Origin of the sequence: Winogradskyella vincentii (genome assembly GCF_020166345.1) — a bacterium.
Classification (GTDB): Bacteria; Bacteroidota; Bacteroidia; order Flavobacteriales; family Flavobacteriaceae; genus Winogradskyella; species Winogradskyella vincentii.
Window position 1 is genome coordinate 123,539 of the sequence record NZ_JAIUJS010000001.1, and the last position, 19,226, is coordinate 142,764.

Below are 19,226 nucleotides of genomic sequence, written 5' to 3' on the forward strand. Positions count from 1 at the left end.
TCTAAATTTAAAACTAATTAAAATGTAATTGCCGTTTTTTCGATAAAAAACACATTTTAAATGTTAAAGTGGGTTTTTGTTGTTACTTATCTAATTCTCAAAAAGATAGATAAGGATATTTCTTACGAATATTGTTAATATCTAATTCTAATTGAGCCAAAAATTTCTTGTGCTCAACAGAATCCGAGTTAAATGGTTTATGAGAGAGTTTGGCCTGAATCTTTCCAATGCTTTCAATCATTGACAAACCTTCATCCGTAAACCAAACAGGCTTAAATTTTTCCCATATATAGTCAATTGCTAATTGACTTGGATGAATCATATCTTCCTTATAGAAACGATAATCTCTTAACTCATCCATCATAATTTCATAAGCTGGGAAATAATGCAATTTATGACGTGGATCTACGACATTATGAATAGCCGATATCAAGTGAGATTTACTCTGGTTGTTCTCTATTATTCCATCCTTAATATGACGTATCGGAGAAATGGTAAATAAAACAGAAACTTCTTTGTTTACAGATTTTATTAAACTCACCATAGAGTGCAGGCTTTCTTCAATTTCTTCAACTTTCAAAAGCTCTTTCAAAAACTTTTTTTGAGGAATCTTATGGCAATTAGCAACAACCTCATCGGTTTCAATAAATCTATATACCCAAGAAGTACCAAGGGTAATCACTATATGTGAAGATGTTCTAAGCTGTTGTCCAGTCTTATCTATATGATGATTTAATAAATTCAATAAATCATCTTCTGAGCTTCTGTCTAATCTAGAGTGTACATCAAGGCAAACCCAACGATCTTGAACCTTTAGGAGTTCATTTTTCTCATAATATGATTGATTAATAGCTCTAGTAATAAGGTTTTCTATGGCTAATGGTTGAAATAAAATACCAAATGGATTTATTACAGATTGTAGTTTATAATAGTCAAATTTTTGACCAATATTCTCAGAAAAACACGACCCAAGAAAGAGAACCTTTGAATCATAATCAATCTGATTATATGGTTGCCTTTTTAATGGTATTTTAGTTTGTAAATCCATCGTATAAACTCCAAAAACAAATGTTTTTGCTTATTTGAGATAGTCCTCAGAAGCTTTTAAAGCCTCTTCTATTCCTGCCGGGTTTTTACCACCTGCAGTTGCGAAAAATGGTTGACCTCCACCTCCACCTTGGATAAACTTGCCAAGCTCCCTTACAATGGTGCCCGCATTAAGGCCATTACTCGCTACAAGTTCTTTGGATATGTAGCAAGAAAGTATGGCTTTGCCATTATTATCTGCACCAAACAACAAGAAAAGATTGTTAGATTGATTGCCTAGCTCAAAGCAAAGATCTTTAATTCCTTTGGCATCTAAATCTACTTTTTTGGCCAAATACTGAATACCATTAACATCAGTGATTTCATTTTTTAAATCACCTTTTAAATTCTTCGCCTTATCTTTTAACAAAGCTTCGATTTGCTTTTTTAAACTTGCGTTTTCTTCTTGAAGATTTTGAAGTGCTTTTACAGGTTCAGCAGGATTTTTCAAAACCTGTTTTACCGCTTCATATTGTTTATCTACATTCTCAAAATATTCACCAACAGCTACATTGGTTATAGCTTCTATCCTTCTTATTCCAGAGGCAATTGCGCTTTCAGATTTAATTTTAAAATGCCAAACATCACCTGTTTGCTTAACATGTGTTCCACCACAAAGTTCCATGGATTGACCAAACCGTATTGCTCTTACACTATCACCATACTTTTCACCAAACAAAGCAATAGCACCTTCATCCAAGGCTTTTTGCATTGGGATATTTCGTTGTTCTTCTAAAGGTAAGTTTTCACGTATTCTTGCATTAACAAAATCTTCAATTTGTTGCAACTGATCTGCATCTACTTTAGAGAAATGGGAAAAATCAAACCTCAAAGATTTGGGTTTTACTAAAGATCCCTTCTGTTCTACGTGCGTTCCTAAAATTGTTCTTAATGCCTGATGCAACAAATGAGTTGCCGTATGATTGCTCGCTGAAAGTCTTCTATGCTCGTCATTAACAACAGCCTTAAACGTATCTTCTAAATGACTTGGTAATTGCTTGGTTATATGAATAATAAGATTATTCTCTTTTTTTGTGTCTGTTATATAAACAATATCACCATTTGGAACTTCAATGAGTCCCTTGTCGCCAACTTGCCCACCACCTTCTGGGTAAAACGGTGTTAAATTAAAAACAAGTTGATATTGATCGCCATCCTTCTTAGAAACTACTTTTCTATATCTCGTTAACTTCACATCTGCAGTTAACGTATCATAACCTATAAATTCTTCCGTATCGTCTTCTCTCAATATCACCCAATCTGAAGTCTCGGTTGCAGAAGCATTTCTAGAGCGATCTTTTTGCTTTTGCATTTCAGAATCAAAACCGGCTTCATCAACTTCATACCCTTTCTCTCTAGCTATTAATTGGGTTAGGTCTAAAGGAAAGCCGTAGGTATCATATAATTCAAAAGCTCTACTACCATCTACAGTCTTTGATGTAGTATTTTCAATTACTTTATCCAATAATAATAAGCCTTGATCTAATGTTCTTAAAAAAGACTGCTCCTCTTCCTTTATCACATTCTCAATAAGTCGTTCTTGAGATTTAATTTCTGGAAATGCCTCACCCATTTGATTCCCTAAAGTATCTGCTAACTTGTAAATGAATGGTTCTTTCTGGTTTAAGAATGTAAAACTATATCGAATCGCTCTTCTCAAAATTCTACGAATTACATAACCAGCACCTGTGTTACTAGGTAATTGCCCATCTGCAATTGAAAATGCAACTGCTCTTACATGATCTGATATTACTCTAATTGCAACATCAATTTTTTCGTCTTCACCATATTTTGAACTAGTAATAGTTTCAATCTCACGAATAATCGGCGTAAAAACATCGGTATCATAATTAGACTGTACACCTTGTAGTACCATACAAAGACGTTCAAAGCCCATTCCTGTATCAATATGTTTGTTAGGTAATACTTCTAAAGATCCGTTAGCTTTTCGGTTGTACTGCATGAAAACTAAATTCCATATTTCAACAACCTGAGGATGGTCCATATTTACCAAATCCCTACCGTTTACTTTTGCCTTTTCTTCAGCAGAACGAATATCTACATGTATTTCGCTACATGGACCACAAGGACCTTGTTCACCCATTTCCCAGAAATTGTCCTTCTTATTACCTTTTAAAATTCGATCTTCATCAATGTATTGTTTCCATATATCAAAAGCCTCATTATCCATTTCCAGTTTATCATCATCATCACTTCCCTCAAACACAGTGACATAAAGCATATCTTTATCAATACCATATTCTTTGGTCAATAATTCCCAAGCCCAAGCAATGGCTTCCTTTTTAAAATAATCACCAAAACTCCAATTGCCAAGCATTTCAAAAAGTGTATGGTGGTAAGTATCGTAACCAACCTCTTCTAAATCATTGTGCTTTCCAGAAACTCTTAAACATTTTTGTGTATCTGCAATTCTGTTTTGCTTAGGCACTGCATTACCTAAAAAATACTCTTTAAATGGTGCCATCCCAGAATTAACAAACATCAGTGTTGGGTCATTTTTTACAACCATCGGCGCAGAAGGCACAATAAGATGTTCCTTCCCTTTAAAGAAGTTTAAAAATTTAGCACGAATATCTTTAGATTTCATATGCAATTAATTAGAGCTTGATTCTATATTAAATTCCCACAATTGCAAAACAATTTTTATCTTTGGTCGTTACGCTAATAAAATTGGGCTACAAAATGTTTTTATTAGCTGCAAAAATAGTATAATTTGCAATATGGGTAAGGTAAAATATTATTATGATTCCGAAACACTTTCTTACCGAAAAATAAGACGTAAGAAAAGAACAACATTTAAATATATTATGTTGTTTCTTACTGCTGCGGGATTGTTTGGATTTCTTTCATTCTTCATTGTGAGTCAATACGTTGAATCACCAAAAGAACGTGAACTGGCTCGTGAATTGCAAAATATGGAATTACAATACCAGCTACTCAACAAGAGAATGGATGATGCAATTGCGGCATTAGAAAATGTTGAAGAACGTGACAACGCCATCTATAGACTATATTTTGAAGCCAATCCAATACCAGATGAACAAAGACGTGCTGGATTTGGAGGTATAAATCGTTATAAAAAGTATGAAGGCTTTGATAATTCACAGTTAATAGCTGAAACAAATAAGCGATTAGATATTCTCGAAAAGGCTATAGTAGTACAATCCAAATCATTGGATGAAATAGCCAAACTTGCAGAAGACAAAGAAAAGTTTTTAGAAGCCATACCAGCCATTCAACCAGTAAATAATGTAAGTCTTACAAGAGTTGCTTCTGGATACGGTTTTAGAACTGACCCTTTTACCAAAGTGAGAAAGTTTCATTTTGGAATGGATTTTACAGCACCACGTGGCACACCTGTTTACGCAACTGGTGATGGAATTGTAAAACGTGCAGACAATAGTGCAACTGGATATGGTAAGCATATCCGTATTGACCACGGATTTGGTTACGTATCTTTATATGCACACCTATATAAATATAATGTACGTGTAAATCAGCGCGTAAAGCGTGGTGATTTAATCGGCTTTGTAGGTAGTACAGGTCGATCAGAAGCACCACATTTGCACTATGAGGTCTTTAAAGACGGAAACCGTATTAACCCAATTAATTTCTATTACGGAAACCTATCAGCTGAAGAGTTTGATAAACTACTGGAAAAAGCATCATTAGAAAACCAATCCTTAGATTAGAATGCACATAGATTTACCAGAAAAAAGATATTATGGGATTGGGGAAGTTGCCAAGGCATTTAAGGTTAACGCTTCTTTGATACGCTTTTGGGAAAAGGAGTTTGATGTTATCAAACCAAAGAAGAATGCAAAAGGGAATAGGAAATTTACGCCAGATGATATTAAAAATTTAAAGTTCATTTATCATTTGGTAAAAGAGCGTGGATTTACTTTAGAAGGCGCTAAAATTCATTTAAAGGAAGAAAAAAAACAAGCACTAGAGAAGTACGAAATCATTGAAAAGCTAGAAAATATAAAGGCACAACTAAATAAAATTAAATCACAACTATAAACTTATCAATATGAAAAAATGGTTAATCCCTGTAATAGTAATCGCAGTTATTGCCTTTGGAATATATCAATGGGCAGTAGGTTTTAATAATACTGCAGTTGAATATGAAGCTGATGCAAAAACCGCATGGTCTAATGTAGAAAGTACATACCAACGTAGAAGCGATTTATACAGCACAGTAATTAAGACGGTACAAGGCGCAGCAGATTTTGAGAGAACAACCTTAAACGAAGTAATTGAAGCACGCTCCAAAGCAACATCAGTAAATATAAATATTGATGATTTAACACCTGAAAACCTGGAGAAATTTCAACAAGCTCAGAGTCAATTAAAAGGTTCATTTAGTAGATTAATCGCAACTTTTGAGCGTTATCCAGATTTAAAAGCAACACAACAGTTTAGAGATTTTCAAGCGCAACAAGAAGGAACAGAAAATAGAATTAATGTTGCTAGAGACCGTTACAACGAAGCAGTAAACATCTACGATAAACATACTACGAAATTCCCTGGAAAGTTATTAGCAGGATTATTCGGTTTTGAAGAAATGCCAAGATATCAGGCAGAACCTGGAAGTGAAAAAGTTCCTGATGTAAACTTTAAATTTAATTAATTCACCATATGCCACATATTGAAGATTTCCTGACATCAGAAGAGGAAACGGAAATCATTGAAACTATCCGTATTGCAGAACGTAATACTTCTGGTGAGATACGTGTACACATTGAGCAGAATTATAATGGTGACATATATAATCATGCGCTTGAAGTTTTCCACTTTTTAAAAATGGATAATACGCTTCAAAGAAATGGTGTACTTATCTATGTGGCAGTTGACAATAAATCTTTTGTGGTTTACGGAGATAAAGGTATCAATGAAAAAGTTGGTGAGAGTTTTTGGAATTCAACCAGAGACAAAATTCAACAACATTTCAAAAACGGGAATTTTAAACAAGGACTAATCGATGGCGTTTCTGAAGCTGGCCAAGAACTATCTAAATACTTTCCCTGGGAGTATGGCGATAGAAATGAATTAGATAACACAATTTCTAAAGGCTAATGCAGTATTTAAAATCCATCGTTTCAAAAATTTCAATCGTCTTAGTTATTTTCTCGGTGCATTGCTCTTATGCCCAATTTGAAATTCCGCCCAAACCAGAATTTCAAACTAGTGTTTATGATTATATTAATCTATTAAATGCTTCAGAGAAAAGTACCTTAGAACAGAATTTAGTGAGGTACTCTGATACTACCTCAACACAAATTGTAGTCGCTATTATTAATTCTACCGAAGGTGAATACATCAATTATCTGGGTGCACAATGGGGTGAAAAATGGGGCATTGGCCAAGAAAAAGAGGATAACGGTGTATTAATTCTACTGGCTAAAAATGACCGGAAAATTGGTATTAATACAGGAAAAGGCGTAGAACATCTATTAACTGATGCCATGAGCAAGCGAATAATTGATAGAGAAATAATCCCTTATTTTAAAAGAGGCGATTATTATGGAGGACTTAACCGAGGAACTGAAGCTATTTTTGAAGTCTTAAATGGTGAATATCAGGGCACACGGCAGAGCAATACAACAGACTTCCCTATTGAATTATTTATAATAATGTTAATCGTCTTCATAATATTAATCATTGCTATTTCGAAAAGTAGACGAGGAGGAGGCGGTGGAAATCGTGGAAACCGTTCGGATAGGAGAAGTCTACTCGAAGCTATTATTTTAAGCAATATGGGCCGTGGCAGCTATTCTCGTGGATCGTCATCTGGTGGATTTGGCGGATTTGGTGGTGGAAGCTCTGGTGGATTCGGTGGTGGTTTCGGAGGAGGCAGTTTTGGAGGTGGTGGTGCCTCAGGAGGTTGGTGAAAAAAGTTAAATCAACATACAGCTAATTAGTCAACCCTGTTATTATATCGCATGATTGTTAAACACCGAATGAAAACAAATATAATTTTACTACTATTTTTTTCGCATGTAAACGCTCACTGGAACACCTGTAAAATCGAAATGTTCTCTAAGTTTATTCTCTAAAAATCGCTTGTAAGGTTCCTTAACATATTGCGGTAGATTACAAAAGAATGCAAACTGCGGTTGTGGTGTTGGCAGTTGCATTATGTATTTAATTTTTACAAATTTACCTTTATAAGCAGGAGGCGGAAAATGTTCAATAATCGGTAACAAGGTATCATTAAGAACACTAGTTTTAATGCGTTTAGTTCTGTTTTTATAGACTTCTACTGCAGTTTCAATTGCTTTAAAAATCCGTTGCTTATTCAACACAGAAATAAAAACAATTGGAACATCCGTAAACGGCTCAATTTGCTTTCTTATATGCTTTTCAAATTCTTTAGCCGTTTTATTGTCTTTTTCAACTAAATCCCACTTGTTTACCAATATTACAATTCCTTTTCTATTGCGTTCTGCCAGCCAAAAAATATTTTGCACCTGGCCATCAAAACCACGTGTAGCATCCAAAACCAATAGGCAAACATCAGAGTGTTCAATGGCTCTTACACTTCGCATTACGGAATAAAACTCCAAATCTTCCTTTACCTTGGATTTACGTCTTATTCCCGCTGTGTCAACAAGATTAAATTCAAAACCAAATCGATTGTATTTAGTATCGATAGAATCTCGTGTTGTACCAGCTATATCAGTAACAATATATCTATCCTCACCTATTAATGCATTTATAAATGATGATTTACCTGCATTAGGGCGACCAACAACTGCAAATCTTGGTAAAGCTTCTTCTTCTGTTTCTTCTTTCTCGGGTAATGCCTCTACCACTGCATCTAGTAGATCACCTGTCCCGCTTCCGTTAATACTTGCTACTGTATAATAATCACCTAATCCAAGTGAATAAAACTCGACAGCATCTTCAGCGCGCTTGTTGTTGTCTACTTTGTTAACCACTAAAAAAACCGGCTTATCTACTTTTCGCAATAATTTGGCAACATCTTCGTCCATACCAGTAACACCACTTTCTACATCGACCATAAAAATAATGGCATCAGCCTCATCTATAGCTAACTCTACCTGTTTATCAATCTCGGCCTCAAATACATCGTCACTACCTACAACATATCCACCTGTGTCAATCAATGAGAATTCCCTGCCATTCCAATCTGTTTTACCGTAATGACGATCTCTAGTTACACCACTAACTGCATCAACAATTGCTTCTCGTCTTTGTATAAGACGATTAAAAAAAGTTGACTTACCAACATTTGGTCTACCTACTATTGCAACTATATTTCCCATACTCTAATTCTTGCCGCAAAGGTAGTATTAAATCTTATATTTAATTTAAAAGAAATTATGTAAATTGAAGATGTTACCGCATCACCTGATTATGGAACTCTCTAATGAAATAATATTAAGGCCAAGATTTAAGTTTAAAGTCAATGAAGTTAATAATGTGCTATTGTCTTTATTTGAAGAAAAAAGCAAATCTCAATCAGATTTCATCGTAACTCGCGTTGATGACCATGTTTTTATAAAAATACCCAAGGAGAAACAACATTTTTGGTCGCCGCAACTTCATTTAGAAATAAATGAAGACTATGGCGAGAAAGATACCAGTATGATTTATGGTTTATTTGGACCAAATCCGACAGTTTGGACCATGTTCATGTTTTTCCATTTTGTTGTAGCAGGTTTTTTTATTGGATTTGCTATTTGGGCTTATGTAAATTGGTCCTTAGAAAGCAGTTATGCAATTCAATTATTCGTTACGCTATTAATGGTAGTGATTTGGTTTGCACTTTACTTTGGAGGTCGTCTAGGAAAGAGGACTGGCATGGATCAAATGCACGAACTACATCATTTTATGAGAGATACCTTAAGAAGTCAAGACATTCACTCAATCAATTAATTACTATTGATTGTAACCAAATCGTTTTAATTGCCTTTGATTACTACGCCAATTCTTGTTTACTTTAACGTATAGCTCTAAATGAACTTGCTTCCCAAAAAACTTTTCTAAGTCTTTACGTGCTTCTACACCTACACGTTTTAAAGCAGAACCTTTATGCCCAATTATGATTCCCTTTTGGGTTTCTCGTTCTACCATAATAACAGAGCGCATTCTAATGATGTTTTCTTCTTCTAGGAATTCTTCAGTATCAACTTCTACTGCATAAGGAATTTCCTTTTTGTAGTGCACTAATATTTTTTCCCTGATGGCTTCATTAACGAAAAATCGCTCAGGTTTATCCGTAATCTGGTCCTTTGGATAAAATGGAGGTGACTCTGGTAGTAACTCAATAATTCTATCAAACACATTTTTTACATTAAATCCATTCAATGCCGATATAGGATAAAATTCTGCATTTGGAACCTTTTGTTGCCACAACTCGGATTGTTCTTCTAGTTGTTCTTGATTTGAACTATCTATTTTATTTAGTAGTAGTAATACAGGTATTTTAGAGTTTTTGATTTTATTAAAAAATGCCTCATCCTTTAATTCCTTCTCTCCTATTTCTACCATATAGATTAATAAATCTGCATCTTCGAATGCAGACTTAACAAATCCCATCATAGATTCTTGCAATTCGTATGCAGGTTTTATAATACCTGGCGTATCACTTAATACAACTTGAAAATTCTCTCCATTTACAATTCCTAAAATACGATGTCTAGTTGTCTGTGCCTTAGATGTAATAATGGATAATTTCTCACCCATAAATGCATTCATCAGGGTAGATTTACCAACATTTGGGTTACCAATAATATTTACAAAACCAGCTTTGTGCATCTAATTTATTTTTTGCAAAGTTACAACCTTTAATTCCATTGGAGAGATTAAATCCTTAACAGAAGAAAAATTGATTCATTTACAGTTTTTTTTTAAAACCAATAAATGGAATACAATTCATATGTATGGTTTTAAAACTCATCCAGTATTATAAAGGATAGGCTTAAGTAATATTTTGAATTTAGTAATTTGTTTTAATAGTTTTTAAGATCTAGGTTTACTTAATTGCCTGTCGTACATCACAATACTGCCAGCAACGGATACATTAAGGCTAAGTTGAGAACTAAACTTCACTAAAAAATGACTTTTTTCTATGGCTTCTTTAGAAAGCCCATGATCTTCTGCACCCAATAGGTAAACACAACGTCTAGGGTGCTTAAATGATTCTAGGGGTTCGGCTTTGTCAGTAAGCTCCACACCAACCAATCTGGCACCTTTCGGAAGATTATTGAAGAAGTCCTCGAAAGATTCGTAATGAAAATAAGGCATAGATTTCACGGCATTATGAGTGTCGCAAGCTTGCTTAGCATAGCGATTACCAATGGTAAATATAAAACTGGCACCTAAATTCTGCGCCGAACGCCAAAGAACACCTAAATTTTCTGGCGTTTTACCATTTTGAATACCTATACCAAAGAATTCGTTTACCAAATTATCATTCATACTGACAAAAATAATACTATCTGACAAAATTGAAGTCTGCTTAAAATTGGCATTTTTTTTGATTGAAAATTGATAGTTTGTATAATTTAAAATTGTAACCAATGAAAAAGTTAGTATTCTTTTTGCTTGCAACAATTTTAGCTACAAGTTGCAATGCCCAAGACAATAAAATTCTAAAAGAAAAACCGTCTAAAGCTGAAATAAGTGGAGATAGCCTTGAACAACCCAAAGAAAGTTGGAAGGTTAATAAAGAGGTAGATGAAAACGGCAATATAATTAGATATGATTCAGTTTATACCTGGTCATCTGTTGGTCCTATAAAAGGTATTGAAGTTGACAGTTTGAATCATCGAATGCACTCTTTACTAAGAAATCATTTTTCAATGCTTAAACCAAACACACAAAGTTTTAAGTCACATGATTCAATTATGAAGCAATATTTTAATGACGATTTTTTTGAAGACGATTTTTTTTCAAATAGAATTAATCCAAACTTTCCTAACATGGATGATATGCTTAAACGCATGGAGGCAATGAGAAATCAATTCTTTAATGATAACAACCGCTATATTATCCCACCAGAACGGAATGAAAAGAAAAAATCAACTAAGATTGATAAAAATCGCGTTTAATAATAAAGCTCCTGATGAAAAATTATATGTTTCTTGATTTTTGAACGGTATAAAGTTCTTTAGACTCGTTCTTTCCCTTTAAAGGAACTTTACCGATATGATTTATTTCAAAGCCTTCTTTGTAGTCAAGTTTATCTAAGAAATCTTGTGATATTAAAAGATCCGTTGGATACTGATTGCAAAGTCCTTGAATTCTAGCTGTGGTATTAAGAACATCGCCAGTAAAGAATATTTCTTTTTTAAGAGCTCCTATTTCTCCAGTAGTAACCTCACCAAGATGAAGCGCACCTTTAAAGTCAGGATATACATCATATTTTTTAAGATACCAATCCTTCTTTTTTAACAAATCCTCTTCCATTGCATAAAAGCAATTGATACTGTTAAGAATCGCATTCTTTTTATTAAGATCCCAGGAAATGACAATTTCATCACCAATATATTGATACACTTCACCATAGTTTTCAATAATGGCGTCAGATAAATCATTATAGTAATCTTTTAAGAAATCAAAATATCTAATATGTCCTAATTGTTCCGCAAATTCTGTTGAGGACTTCATATCTGTGAACATAAAAATACGTTGTTCTACTACAGGTTTATGATACTTTCCAGTAAAAAAATTAAGAAATACATTTTGTCCAAGATTATCACTGATTTCAGCATATATCAACGAAACAATTAATGAAAACCCAAGTTGCAACCCAATGGTAATATATGTGAAACTAAAGAAGAAGTTGGTAAATTGATCCAACACCGAAGCGCTGAACAATGAAGTTTTTGTTTCTATACTAGTTGCCAATACATAGAATATAAAAATAAGTGCAAAAAACAACAACCCATAAAGTAGAAATTTACCTATAATTTTTTGAGGAAAGCTTCCATTTACAAAAAACTATACATAAATGCAACCTCAATAATACCTACAAGACAACCAGTAATAAAAATACTTATACTAGCAAAGACAACGATGTATGGTGTAATTTTAATTGCTGCATCAACAGCATCCACTTGATCACCTAGAACTGCATATTCGCTCCATAAAAACGCCCAACCATTTATTAACCAAATGATTCCAAAAGGAATAACTTGCAAAAGATTTCTTCTAAATTTTGGGCTTAAATTTATCATATATATAAACATAAGAAGTTAAATTACCCGAATTTAATTTCTTAATTCTATCAAATATAATATTTTGATTATTAATAATTTTCGAGCAATTCTATTATGGAATAGCTCTATAAAATTACCTTAATATCAATAGAGAATAAAATCAGTTGATTAAACTAATTAATCTTGTAAGGTCGTAACCCCAATAGTACCAACTTATTTTCGGCAAGAATTGTGCAATACTATTTCTTCCAAATATTTATTCCTGGTCTGGATTTAATCAATTCCCAATCATTATCGGGCTGAAAAGAACCTTCTCCGATTTTAACAAGGATTTTATTATCAATTTGTGCTAAATAGTAACCACTATTTCCATCAATAGTTTCAATAATATCTACAACACTATTAGCATTAATACCATTCTCTTTTCGTATTTCTATTAGATCATTAATATCGTTTTTCAATGTCCCAGCGGGATCTGAATAGAGGTAATGATATATCCAAACCATAGGAATACCTGGATGTGTTAGCAAATAAGTATAACCTTTTAAAATATTATTTATATCTGTGGAATATAAATTATCACAATCATCTCGGTTAACACAACCTGTATCATGATTATCTAGAAATGTAACTGATTTACTGCCATAACCTGGAATATTTGCAAGTGAATGATCTTGATTTAAAATGTTATAATTTTTATCTACAAAAGCATCATGTAATTTATATTTCAAAGCAAAATCAAATGCACCTGCCTTATTAGTAGTTTGTCCAGAAATCGTTGTCCCGGTTTGATCTACCCAAGCTTTAATCAGATTTACATTACCATCCCAAAATTCACCAACAGAATAATAATAGGAAGTAAAAGCATTGTATTCCCCTACATACTTAGCTGGAAAACCCTTGACATAGTCATAACGCCAAGAATCAAAACCTAAATTTTTCAAATGTGTTAAATATGTTTTTAAGCCTTCTTGAACCTCTTCGCTTTGATGGTTAAGATCTCGAGCACCGCCCCAGCTCCATCCTTCATCTTCTTCTCCGCAAGGTGTAGTCCCGAAAGCATCTGGATTGGTAAAACCTTCATCATCTATACAAATAGATTCACATGACCATGACGGTTCTGTAAAATCTGTCCAAGTAGCGGTTCCTATACGGTGATTAAAAACTAAATCAGCCATTGCATGCATTTCTCTAGCGTTAAGGTTAAAAAGTAAACTTTCAAGTTGTGCTTCTGTACCGTGTAATGAATTAAAATCATACAGTTTCCTTGGGTGGTATCCCATTCCTTCTCCCTCGCTTACAGGCGGAAACCATAATAAATCAATATTAGCATTAGACAATTCTACAACTAGACTATTTATATAATGATAATAAGAATCATAATTAGATATTTTCAAATCATTGAAACTATCCCACCAAAACACTTGCATCAACACATCATTCGTCGGATCATCGTCAGCATAAATACTAATTCCGGTATCTTCAAAAGTATTGTCATTTTGATCTGAGCTATTGTTAGAATTGGAATCAGATTTAGAACACCCTACCAATACCAAACAAAAGATAAAAACTAAATTCCTCATGTAATAAAAGTAAAAAACAAATTATCATAAAAAAAGTATTTCAGAAAGAATCGTAGATTCAACATTAAACCAATTTAAAAAGTCAATGGCAGCCGGCTAAACGATTTATCCAACCTAAGTTTAATGACTATTCTAATATTTCAAAAAATTAAATATTATTTGGGTAAAATTCATCTTTTTCATATGATTCAAATAATATCAGGAACTGGATTAAATTGTTAAAGCAAGTTGGACTTAGACGGGTAGCCTATATAACAAAACTAATTTTGAATAAATATTTTTCTTTTTTGATATTTCAATTTTATACAAATCTATTGTACAAAAAAAGCCAAACACTTTCGTATTTGGCCAGTTGTAGCGGGAACTGGACTCGAACCAGTGAGTATTAATACCTTATGCTCAATATGTTATGACATTGTTTTTAAAAAGGGTGTCGAATAGTTTCCCTTTTCCTGTTAAAATATTATCTTTATAATTCCTAATTAATTCCCTCCAAAATTAGCAATAGTAAATCAAAACTTTTAAAAGTTTTTATTGAATCTATGCAACTAACTAAAACCAATTTTATTCAATACCTACATTGTCCAGAATCTCTATGGCTACTAAAGAACAAAGAAGAAGATTATCCAAAAGGTGAGTTTTCACTTTTCTTAGAGAAGTTGATTAAAGAAGGTTATGAAGTTGAATCTTATGCCCAGAAACTATTTCCTAATGGAAATAAACTTCCAAGTTTTACCACACCTAAACAAACTGAATTATCATTAAGTGACAATAATTCACATTATTTTCAACCATCATTTGAAACACAAAAAGGTGCATATGCCGTAATTGATATTTTAGAAAGAAAAGGTGATGGCAGTTGGCATATTTACGAAGTAAAGTCTAGTAATTCAATAAAAACCGATAAGAAACATAACCATATAAAGGATGCCTGTTTTCAAAAATATGTAATGACAGAATGTGGCTATACAGTTAGTCAAGTTTCCATTGTCCACTTAAACAAAGACTACGTAAAACAAGGAACAATTGAGCCTACAGAATTATTAGAGATTGTTGATGTGACTGATGACGTTAATACTATTTACTCTTCAACTGTTAATGACATCAATGCCGCTTTAAATCTTATTAAGAAAGACATTGACTTAACTCAATGTTCCTGTTTAGAAAAAACAAGAAGTAATCATTGTGATGCATGTCAATACTTCAACCCACAAGTTGAAAATCATAGTATATACGAGATAAATAGAATAAGTGCTAAGAAAATAGAAAAATTAAGAGAGTTAGGTGCACTTCAAATTGAAGATGTTCCTGACAATTTTGATTTAAATGAGAAACAGCAATTACAGGTATTATCCAATAAAAGAAAAGAGCCAATAATTAACAAAAATGAAATTCACCAAACTTTAAATAAACTAAAGTTTCCATTGCATTTTATTGACTATGAAACTTATCCTACTGCTGTCCCTAAACTAGACGGGATGAGTCCACATGAACATTTAACTTTTCAGGTTAGCATTCATACCCTTTTATCTGATAGTACATTAAAACACGATGAATACTTATCAGACAACTTAGAATTACCTGAGAATCTTTTGAAACTAATGAAAGATACAACTGGTGAAACTGGCACTTTCATTTCATGGTATGCACCTTTTGAAACTAGCAGGAATAAAGAAATGATGAAACTGTTTCCAGAATATGAATCTTACTTACAATATGTCAACGATAACATGTTTGATTTAGAAACTGTTTTTCATACACTATACGTTGATTATAGATTCCTAGGAAGGACCTCTATTAAAAATGTTTTGCCAATACTTGTTCCCAACCTTTCTTATAAAGATTTAAATATCCAAAACGGAACAATGGCATTAGACACTTGGGGAAGAACAATTTTAAATCCTGAAGAGTTTGAAGACCTAGAAAAAGTAAGGAAAGACTTGCTTAAATATTGTGAATTGGATACATTGGGGATGGTTAAAATTTATGAATATTTAATAGCTTTAAATTGAACAAAAAAATAAAATATTTAGATACAGCAGCTACAACTAAAGTAGATGAAAGAGTTCTTGATGAAATGCTGCTCTATTATCACAATTTTTATGGAAATGCATCAAGTAATCATAAGTTTGGAAACCAATCTAAACAAGCAATAGAAAAGTCAAGATTAAAAGTTTCTGAATTAATTAATTGTAGTCCTAGTGAATTAATTTTTACTTCTGGATCAACTGAAGCTATTAATTTGGCGTTAAAGGGTTTCGTTGAATCAAATGACGACAAAGGAAATCATATAATTACTGTTAAAACGGAGCATAAAGCGGTTTTATCTACTTGTGAATATCTTGAAACAAAGGGATACGAAATAACATATTTAGATGTTGATGAAAATGGAATTATTTCAATTGAAGAATTACGGAATTCCGTAAAGGATAATACCTGTTTAATTATAATTATGTACGTTAACAATGAAACAGGTGTTATTCAACCAATAAATGAAATAGGTAAAGTAGCCAATGAATTAAATATTACTTTTTTTTGTGACGCAACCCAAGCTATTGGTAAGTTATCTGTAGATGTTGTAAGCGATAATATTGATATGCTTTGTTTTTCTGGACATAAAATTAATGGTCCTAAAGGGATTGGTGTGCTTTTTAAAAAGCATTCCGTAAAGCTAATGCCCTTGATTCATGGCGGAAATCAAGAAGAAGGATTAAGATCTGGAACATATAATACCCCTGCCATAGTAGGTTTAGGTAAAGCTTGTGAAATTTTAAAATCAGAAATGGAGGAAAGTAAGAACAAAATCTTAAAACTAAACCAATATTTAATTCATGAGTTAAACAAAATAACTGATTTTAAAGAAATTTCTAAAAAACAATTACGAGTTCCACATATCCTAAACATTGTTATACCAAATTTAAATTCTAATATTTTTATTGACAAATTCATATCTACTGCTGTGAGTAATGGCTCCGCTTGTAACTCTGAAATCATTGAAGAATCACATGTTATAAAATCAATGTTAAAAAAAGGTGAGTTTGAGAATAATTACTTAAGAATATCTCTTGACAAATACACTTCAAAAGATGATATTGACTCATTAACTAAATCATTAGCTAACCACTTAAATTCTAGGTATGCTTAAAGAAGTAAATTGGGCAGAGGATAGAGATTACAAATCTGGGAGTGAAGACGAACCTCTTCAGTTTTATATTGATGCTCTTTGCAATAGTTCATCCTTTGATTTATTATTAGGGTATTTTAGTTCTTCAGCTCTGAATGTTCTGTCTTTGGGCTTTGCAAACTTTATATATTCAGGTGGTAAAATGAGAGCTGTAATAAATAACATTTTATCAGAGGAAGATAAGGATGCCATTCTACGTGGAAAAGACAAAGAGAATTTTTCTACTATTTATAATTTTGATGATATAGCAGAACTAAAATCGTCATTAGACAATTATGGAAAACACTTTTTTGAGTGTTTTGCATGGTTAATAGCCAATGACAAGATTGATTTAAAAATTATCAAGCCAAAAAACAAAAAAGGAATTTCACATTATAAATCTGGGGTTTTTGGTGATGGAGAAAATTATGTAAGCTTTAAATCATCATGCAATTTCACTTATTATGGGTTTTTAGAAAATTTAGAGGAATTAGATTGTAGGCTATCTTGGGAGGCAAATGATTTAAAAAAAATAAAAAAACAAAAAAAAGATTTTGAAAATCTATTTTCAGGCAAATCTGAAATAGTAGAATACTTAGATGTGGATAAAATTAAAACTGCCATAAAAGATGAATTTGGAGATAAAAACATTCAAGAGCTAATTATCCAAGAAAAAGAACTAATTCAAACAAAAAACAATTCATTAAAAAATACTAAAATTATCAAATCAGTTAAAGCTGCAACCATTAAACTAAATGAGTTTATCAAAATAGAAAATTCTCCAAAATTCCCTTTTCCTGATGGCCCAAGAGATTATCAAAAAACGGCCTATAAAAAATGGGTGGATAACGATAAAAAAGGACTGTTTGCTATGGCTACAGGGACAGGAAAGACTCTTACTTCATTAAATTGTTTGTTAAATGAATATAAAGATTCAGGACATTATAAAGCTGTAATTTTAGTGCCGACAATAGCATTAGTAAATCAATGGGAAAAGGAGTGTAGAAAATTTAATTTTAATAACATCATAACAATAAGCTCTAAGGAAAAGTGGCCAAAAAATGTTTCTTTTTTAAATTCCGCTAGTAACTTTATTGATATATCATTTGTGATAATAGTCACCTACGCTTCTTTCTACAGGAAAAATTTCCAATCCCACTTTCTTAATTTACCAAAGGACACCTTATTTATCGCAGATGAAGCACATAATTTAGGATCAAACAATGTGTCAAAAGCAATCCAAAAAGTTCACTTGGGCAAAAGAATTGGTTTATCTGCCACTCCTGATAGAAAATACGATGATGAAGGAAATAAAAGTATTGAAGCCTTTTTTAATGATTCACCTCCTTTTGTTTTTAGATATACAATGAAACAAGCAATGGAGAAAGGGTGGTTAAGCGAATACAAGTACTATCCTCATATTGTAAAGCTAACTGATGTTGAGGTCAAAAAATGGAAAGAAATACTAGATAAATTAAAGAAGTACATTGATTCAGAGACGGGTCAATACAAAGATTGTCAAGAAGTGGAAATGCTATTACTTGAAAGATCTCGAATAAAACACAAGGCACAAAATAAGCTTCCAAAATTTATTGAAATTTTAAACAACGAATTCAACTTAAGAAAAAATCTAAAATACACCTTAGTTTACGTTCCTGAGGGTGTTGAACCTAACTACGAATACGTTGATGAATATATTGAAAATACTGAAGAGGTATCTTTAATTAATGAATATACGAGAGCAGTGAGCAGAACAGACAGTTCAATTATGGTTAAACAATACACCTCAAGAACAATTGATAGGGATGACGTTATTGAAAAATTTCAAAATGGTGATGTGGATGTTTTAACTTCTATGAAATGTTTAGATGAAGGTGTAGATGTTCCAAGATCTGAGTTAGCTATATTCTGTGCTAGTACTGGAAACCCAAGACAGTTTGTACAAAGAAGAGGTAGAGTATTAAGAACTCATGACGACAAAACTTATGCAGTTATACATGACCTAGTCGTAATCCCAGAACCAAATGATGAATCAACCTATGACATGGAAAAAAATATGATTGCGAAAGAATTAGAAAGAGTAATAGATTTCTCCTGCTTAGCATTAAATAAGATAGACACATATAATACATTAAAACCTATTCTAAATTACTACAACCTAAATTTAGAGTGTGACTAATA

The 19,226-nt window shown here is 32.6% G+C and carries 18 protein-coding genes; 10 read left to right on the forward strand and 8 right to left on the reverse strand.

The genetic code is table 11. The features are described 5' to 3' along the window. Positions 1-97: 97 nt before the first annotated feature. Both LBV24_RS00615 and alaS read right to left on the reverse strand, forming a co-directional pair. The gene (locus tag LBV24_RS00615) at positions 98-1,048 is read right to left on the reverse strand and encodes a GSCFA domain-containing protein (RefSeq protein ID WP_224476670.1); all 951 of its coding nucleotides are present in this window, start codon (positions 1,046-1,048) and stop codon (positions 98-100) included. 30 nt (positions 1,049-1,078) lie between these two features. After that, the gene (alaS, locus tag LBV24_RS00620) at positions 1,079-3,694 is read right to left on the reverse strand and encodes an alanine--tRNA ligase (protein WP_224476671.1); all 2,616 of its coding nucleotides are present in this window, start codon (positions 3,692-3,694) and stop codon (positions 1,079-1,081) included. Positions 3,695-3,827: 133 nt separating this feature from the next. Here alaS and LBV24_RS00625 point away from each other — a divergent pair, with 133 nt between their 5' ends. The 5 genes from LBV24_RS00625 to LBV24_RS00645 are packed head-to-tail and all read left to right on the forward strand — an operon-like array spanning position 3,828 to position 7,001. Then, positions 3,828-4,799 (forward strand): M23 family metallopeptidase, encoded by a 972-nt coding sequence (locus LBV24_RS00625; protein ID WP_224476672.1) that lies wholly within the window; start codon positions 3,828-3,830, stop codon positions 4,797-4,799. A gap of 1 nt (position 4,800) precedes the next feature. After that, entirely contained in the window at positions 4,801-5,130 is a 330-nt protein-coding gene (locus tag LBV24_RS00630; protein ID WP_114300715.1) for a MerR family transcriptional regulator, read from the forward strand. A 10-nt stretch (positions 5,131-5,140) separates the two neighbouring features. Beyond that, positions 5,141-5,740, forward strand: coding sequence for a LemA family protein (locus LBV24_RS00635; protein ID WP_224476673.1), 600 nt, complete (start codon positions 5,141-5,143; stop codon positions 5,738-5,740). 8 nt (positions 5,741-5,748) lie between these two features. Further along, on the forward strand, positions 5,749-6,186 hold the full coding sequence (locus LBV24_RS00640; protein ID WP_224476674.1) for a TPM domain-containing protein: 438 nt from the start codon (positions 5,749-5,751) through the stop codon (positions 6,184-6,186). Further along, on the forward strand, positions 6,186-7,001 hold the full coding sequence (locus tag LBV24_RS00645) for a TPM domain-containing protein (RefSeq protein ID WP_224476675.1): 816 nt from the start codon (positions 6,186-6,188) through the stop codon (positions 6,999-7,001). Before LBV24_RS00640 ends, LBV24_RS00645 begins: the two co-directional genes overlap by 1 nt. Before the next feature lie 93 nt (positions 7,002-7,094). Here LBV24_RS00645 and der read toward each other — a convergent pair whose 3' ends face one another. After that, positions 7,095-8,399: a ribosome biogenesis GTPase Der gene (gene der / locus LBV24_RS00650; RefSeq protein ID WP_224476676.1), complete on the reverse strand. Its 1,305-nt coding sequence runs from the start codon at positions 8,397-8,399 to the stop codon at positions 7,095-7,097. A 91-nt stretch (positions 8,400-8,490) separates the two neighbouring features. On the opposite strand from der, the gene LBV24_RS00655 reads away from it, so the two are divergent. Next, entirely contained in the window at positions 8,491-9,012 is a 522-nt protein-coding gene (locus LBV24_RS00655) for a GTP-binding protein (protein WP_224476677.1), read from the forward strand. Positions 9,013-9,015: 3 nt separating this feature from the next. On the opposite strand, the gene era is transcribed toward LBV24_RS00655, so the two are convergent. Together era and LBV24_RS00665 are read right to left on the reverse strand one after the other, a co-directional pair. After that, positions 9,016-9,894 carry a GTPase Era gene (era, locus tag LBV24_RS00660; RefSeq protein WP_224476678.1) on the reverse strand — a complete coding sequence of 293 codons (879 nt, stop codon included), beginning with the start codon at positions 9,892-9,894 and terminating at the stop codon, positions 9,016-9,018. A 204-nt stretch (positions 9,895-10,098) separates the two neighbouring features. Further along, on the reverse strand, positions 10,099-10,557 hold the full coding sequence (locus LBV24_RS00665) for an RNA methyltransferase (protein ID WP_224477147.1): 459 nt from the start codon (positions 10,555-10,557) through the stop codon (positions 10,099-10,101). A gap of 101 nt (positions 10,558-10,658) precedes the next feature. On the opposite strand from LBV24_RS00665, the gene LBV24_RS00670 reads away from it, so the two are divergent. Beyond that, positions 10,659-11,189: a hypothetical protein gene (locus LBV24_RS00670; protein WP_224476679.1), complete on the forward strand. Its 531-nt coding sequence runs from the start codon at positions 10,659-10,661 to the stop codon at positions 11,187-11,189. A gap of 22 nt (positions 11,190-11,211) precedes the next feature. Here LBV24_RS00670 and LBV24_RS00675 read toward each other — a convergent pair whose 3' ends face one another. The 3 genes from LBV24_RS00675 to LBV24_RS00685 form a co-directional block, all read right to left on the reverse strand. Beyond that, the gene (locus tag LBV24_RS00675) at positions 11,212-11,988 is read right to left on the reverse strand and encodes an adenylate/guanylate cyclase domain-containing protein (protein WP_224476680.1); all 777 of its coding nucleotides are present in this window, start codon (positions 11,986-11,988) and stop codon (positions 11,212-11,214) included. An 83-nt stretch (positions 11,989-12,071) separates the two neighbouring features. Further along, the gene (locus LBV24_RS00680) at positions 12,072-12,317 is read right to left on the reverse strand and encodes a hypothetical protein (RefSeq protein WP_224476681.1); all 246 of its coding nucleotides are present in this window, start codon (positions 12,315-12,317) and stop codon (positions 12,072-12,074) included. 221 nt (positions 12,318-12,538) lie between these two features. Further along, positions 12,539-13,882, reverse strand: coding sequence for an alpha-amylase family glycosyl hydrolase (locus tag LBV24_RS00685; protein ID WP_224476682.1), 1,344 nt, complete (start codon positions 13,880-13,882; stop codon positions 12,539-12,541). A 542-nt stretch (positions 13,883-14,424) separates the two neighbouring features. Here LBV24_RS00685 and LBV24_RS00690 point away from each other — a divergent pair. The 3 genes from LBV24_RS00690 to LBV24_RS00700 are packed head-to-tail and all read left to right on the forward strand — an operon-like array spanning position 14,425 to position 19,224. Continuing rightward, positions 14,425-15,894: a DUF2779 domain-containing protein gene (locus LBV24_RS00690; protein ID WP_224476683.1), complete on the forward strand. Its 1,470-nt coding sequence runs from the start codon at positions 14,425-14,427 to the stop codon at positions 15,892-15,894. Further along, positions 15,891-17,027 carry a cysteine desulfurase family protein gene (locus LBV24_RS00695; RefSeq protein WP_224476684.1) on the forward strand — a complete coding sequence of 379 codons (1,137 nt, stop codon included), beginning with the start codon at positions 15,891-15,893 and terminating at the stop codon, positions 17,025-17,027. Before LBV24_RS00690 ends, LBV24_RS00695 begins: the two co-directional genes overlap by 4 nt. Beyond that, positions 17,020-19,224 carry a DEAD/DEAH box helicase family protein gene (locus tag LBV24_RS00700; RefSeq protein ID WP_224476685.1) on the forward strand — a complete coding sequence of 735 codons (2,205 nt, stop codon included), beginning with the start codon at positions 17,020-17,022 and terminating at the stop codon, positions 19,222-19,224. The genes LBV24_RS00695 and LBV24_RS00700 overlap by 8 nt, the downstream gene beginning before the upstream one ends. Positions 19,225-19,226 lie beyond the last annotated feature (2 nt).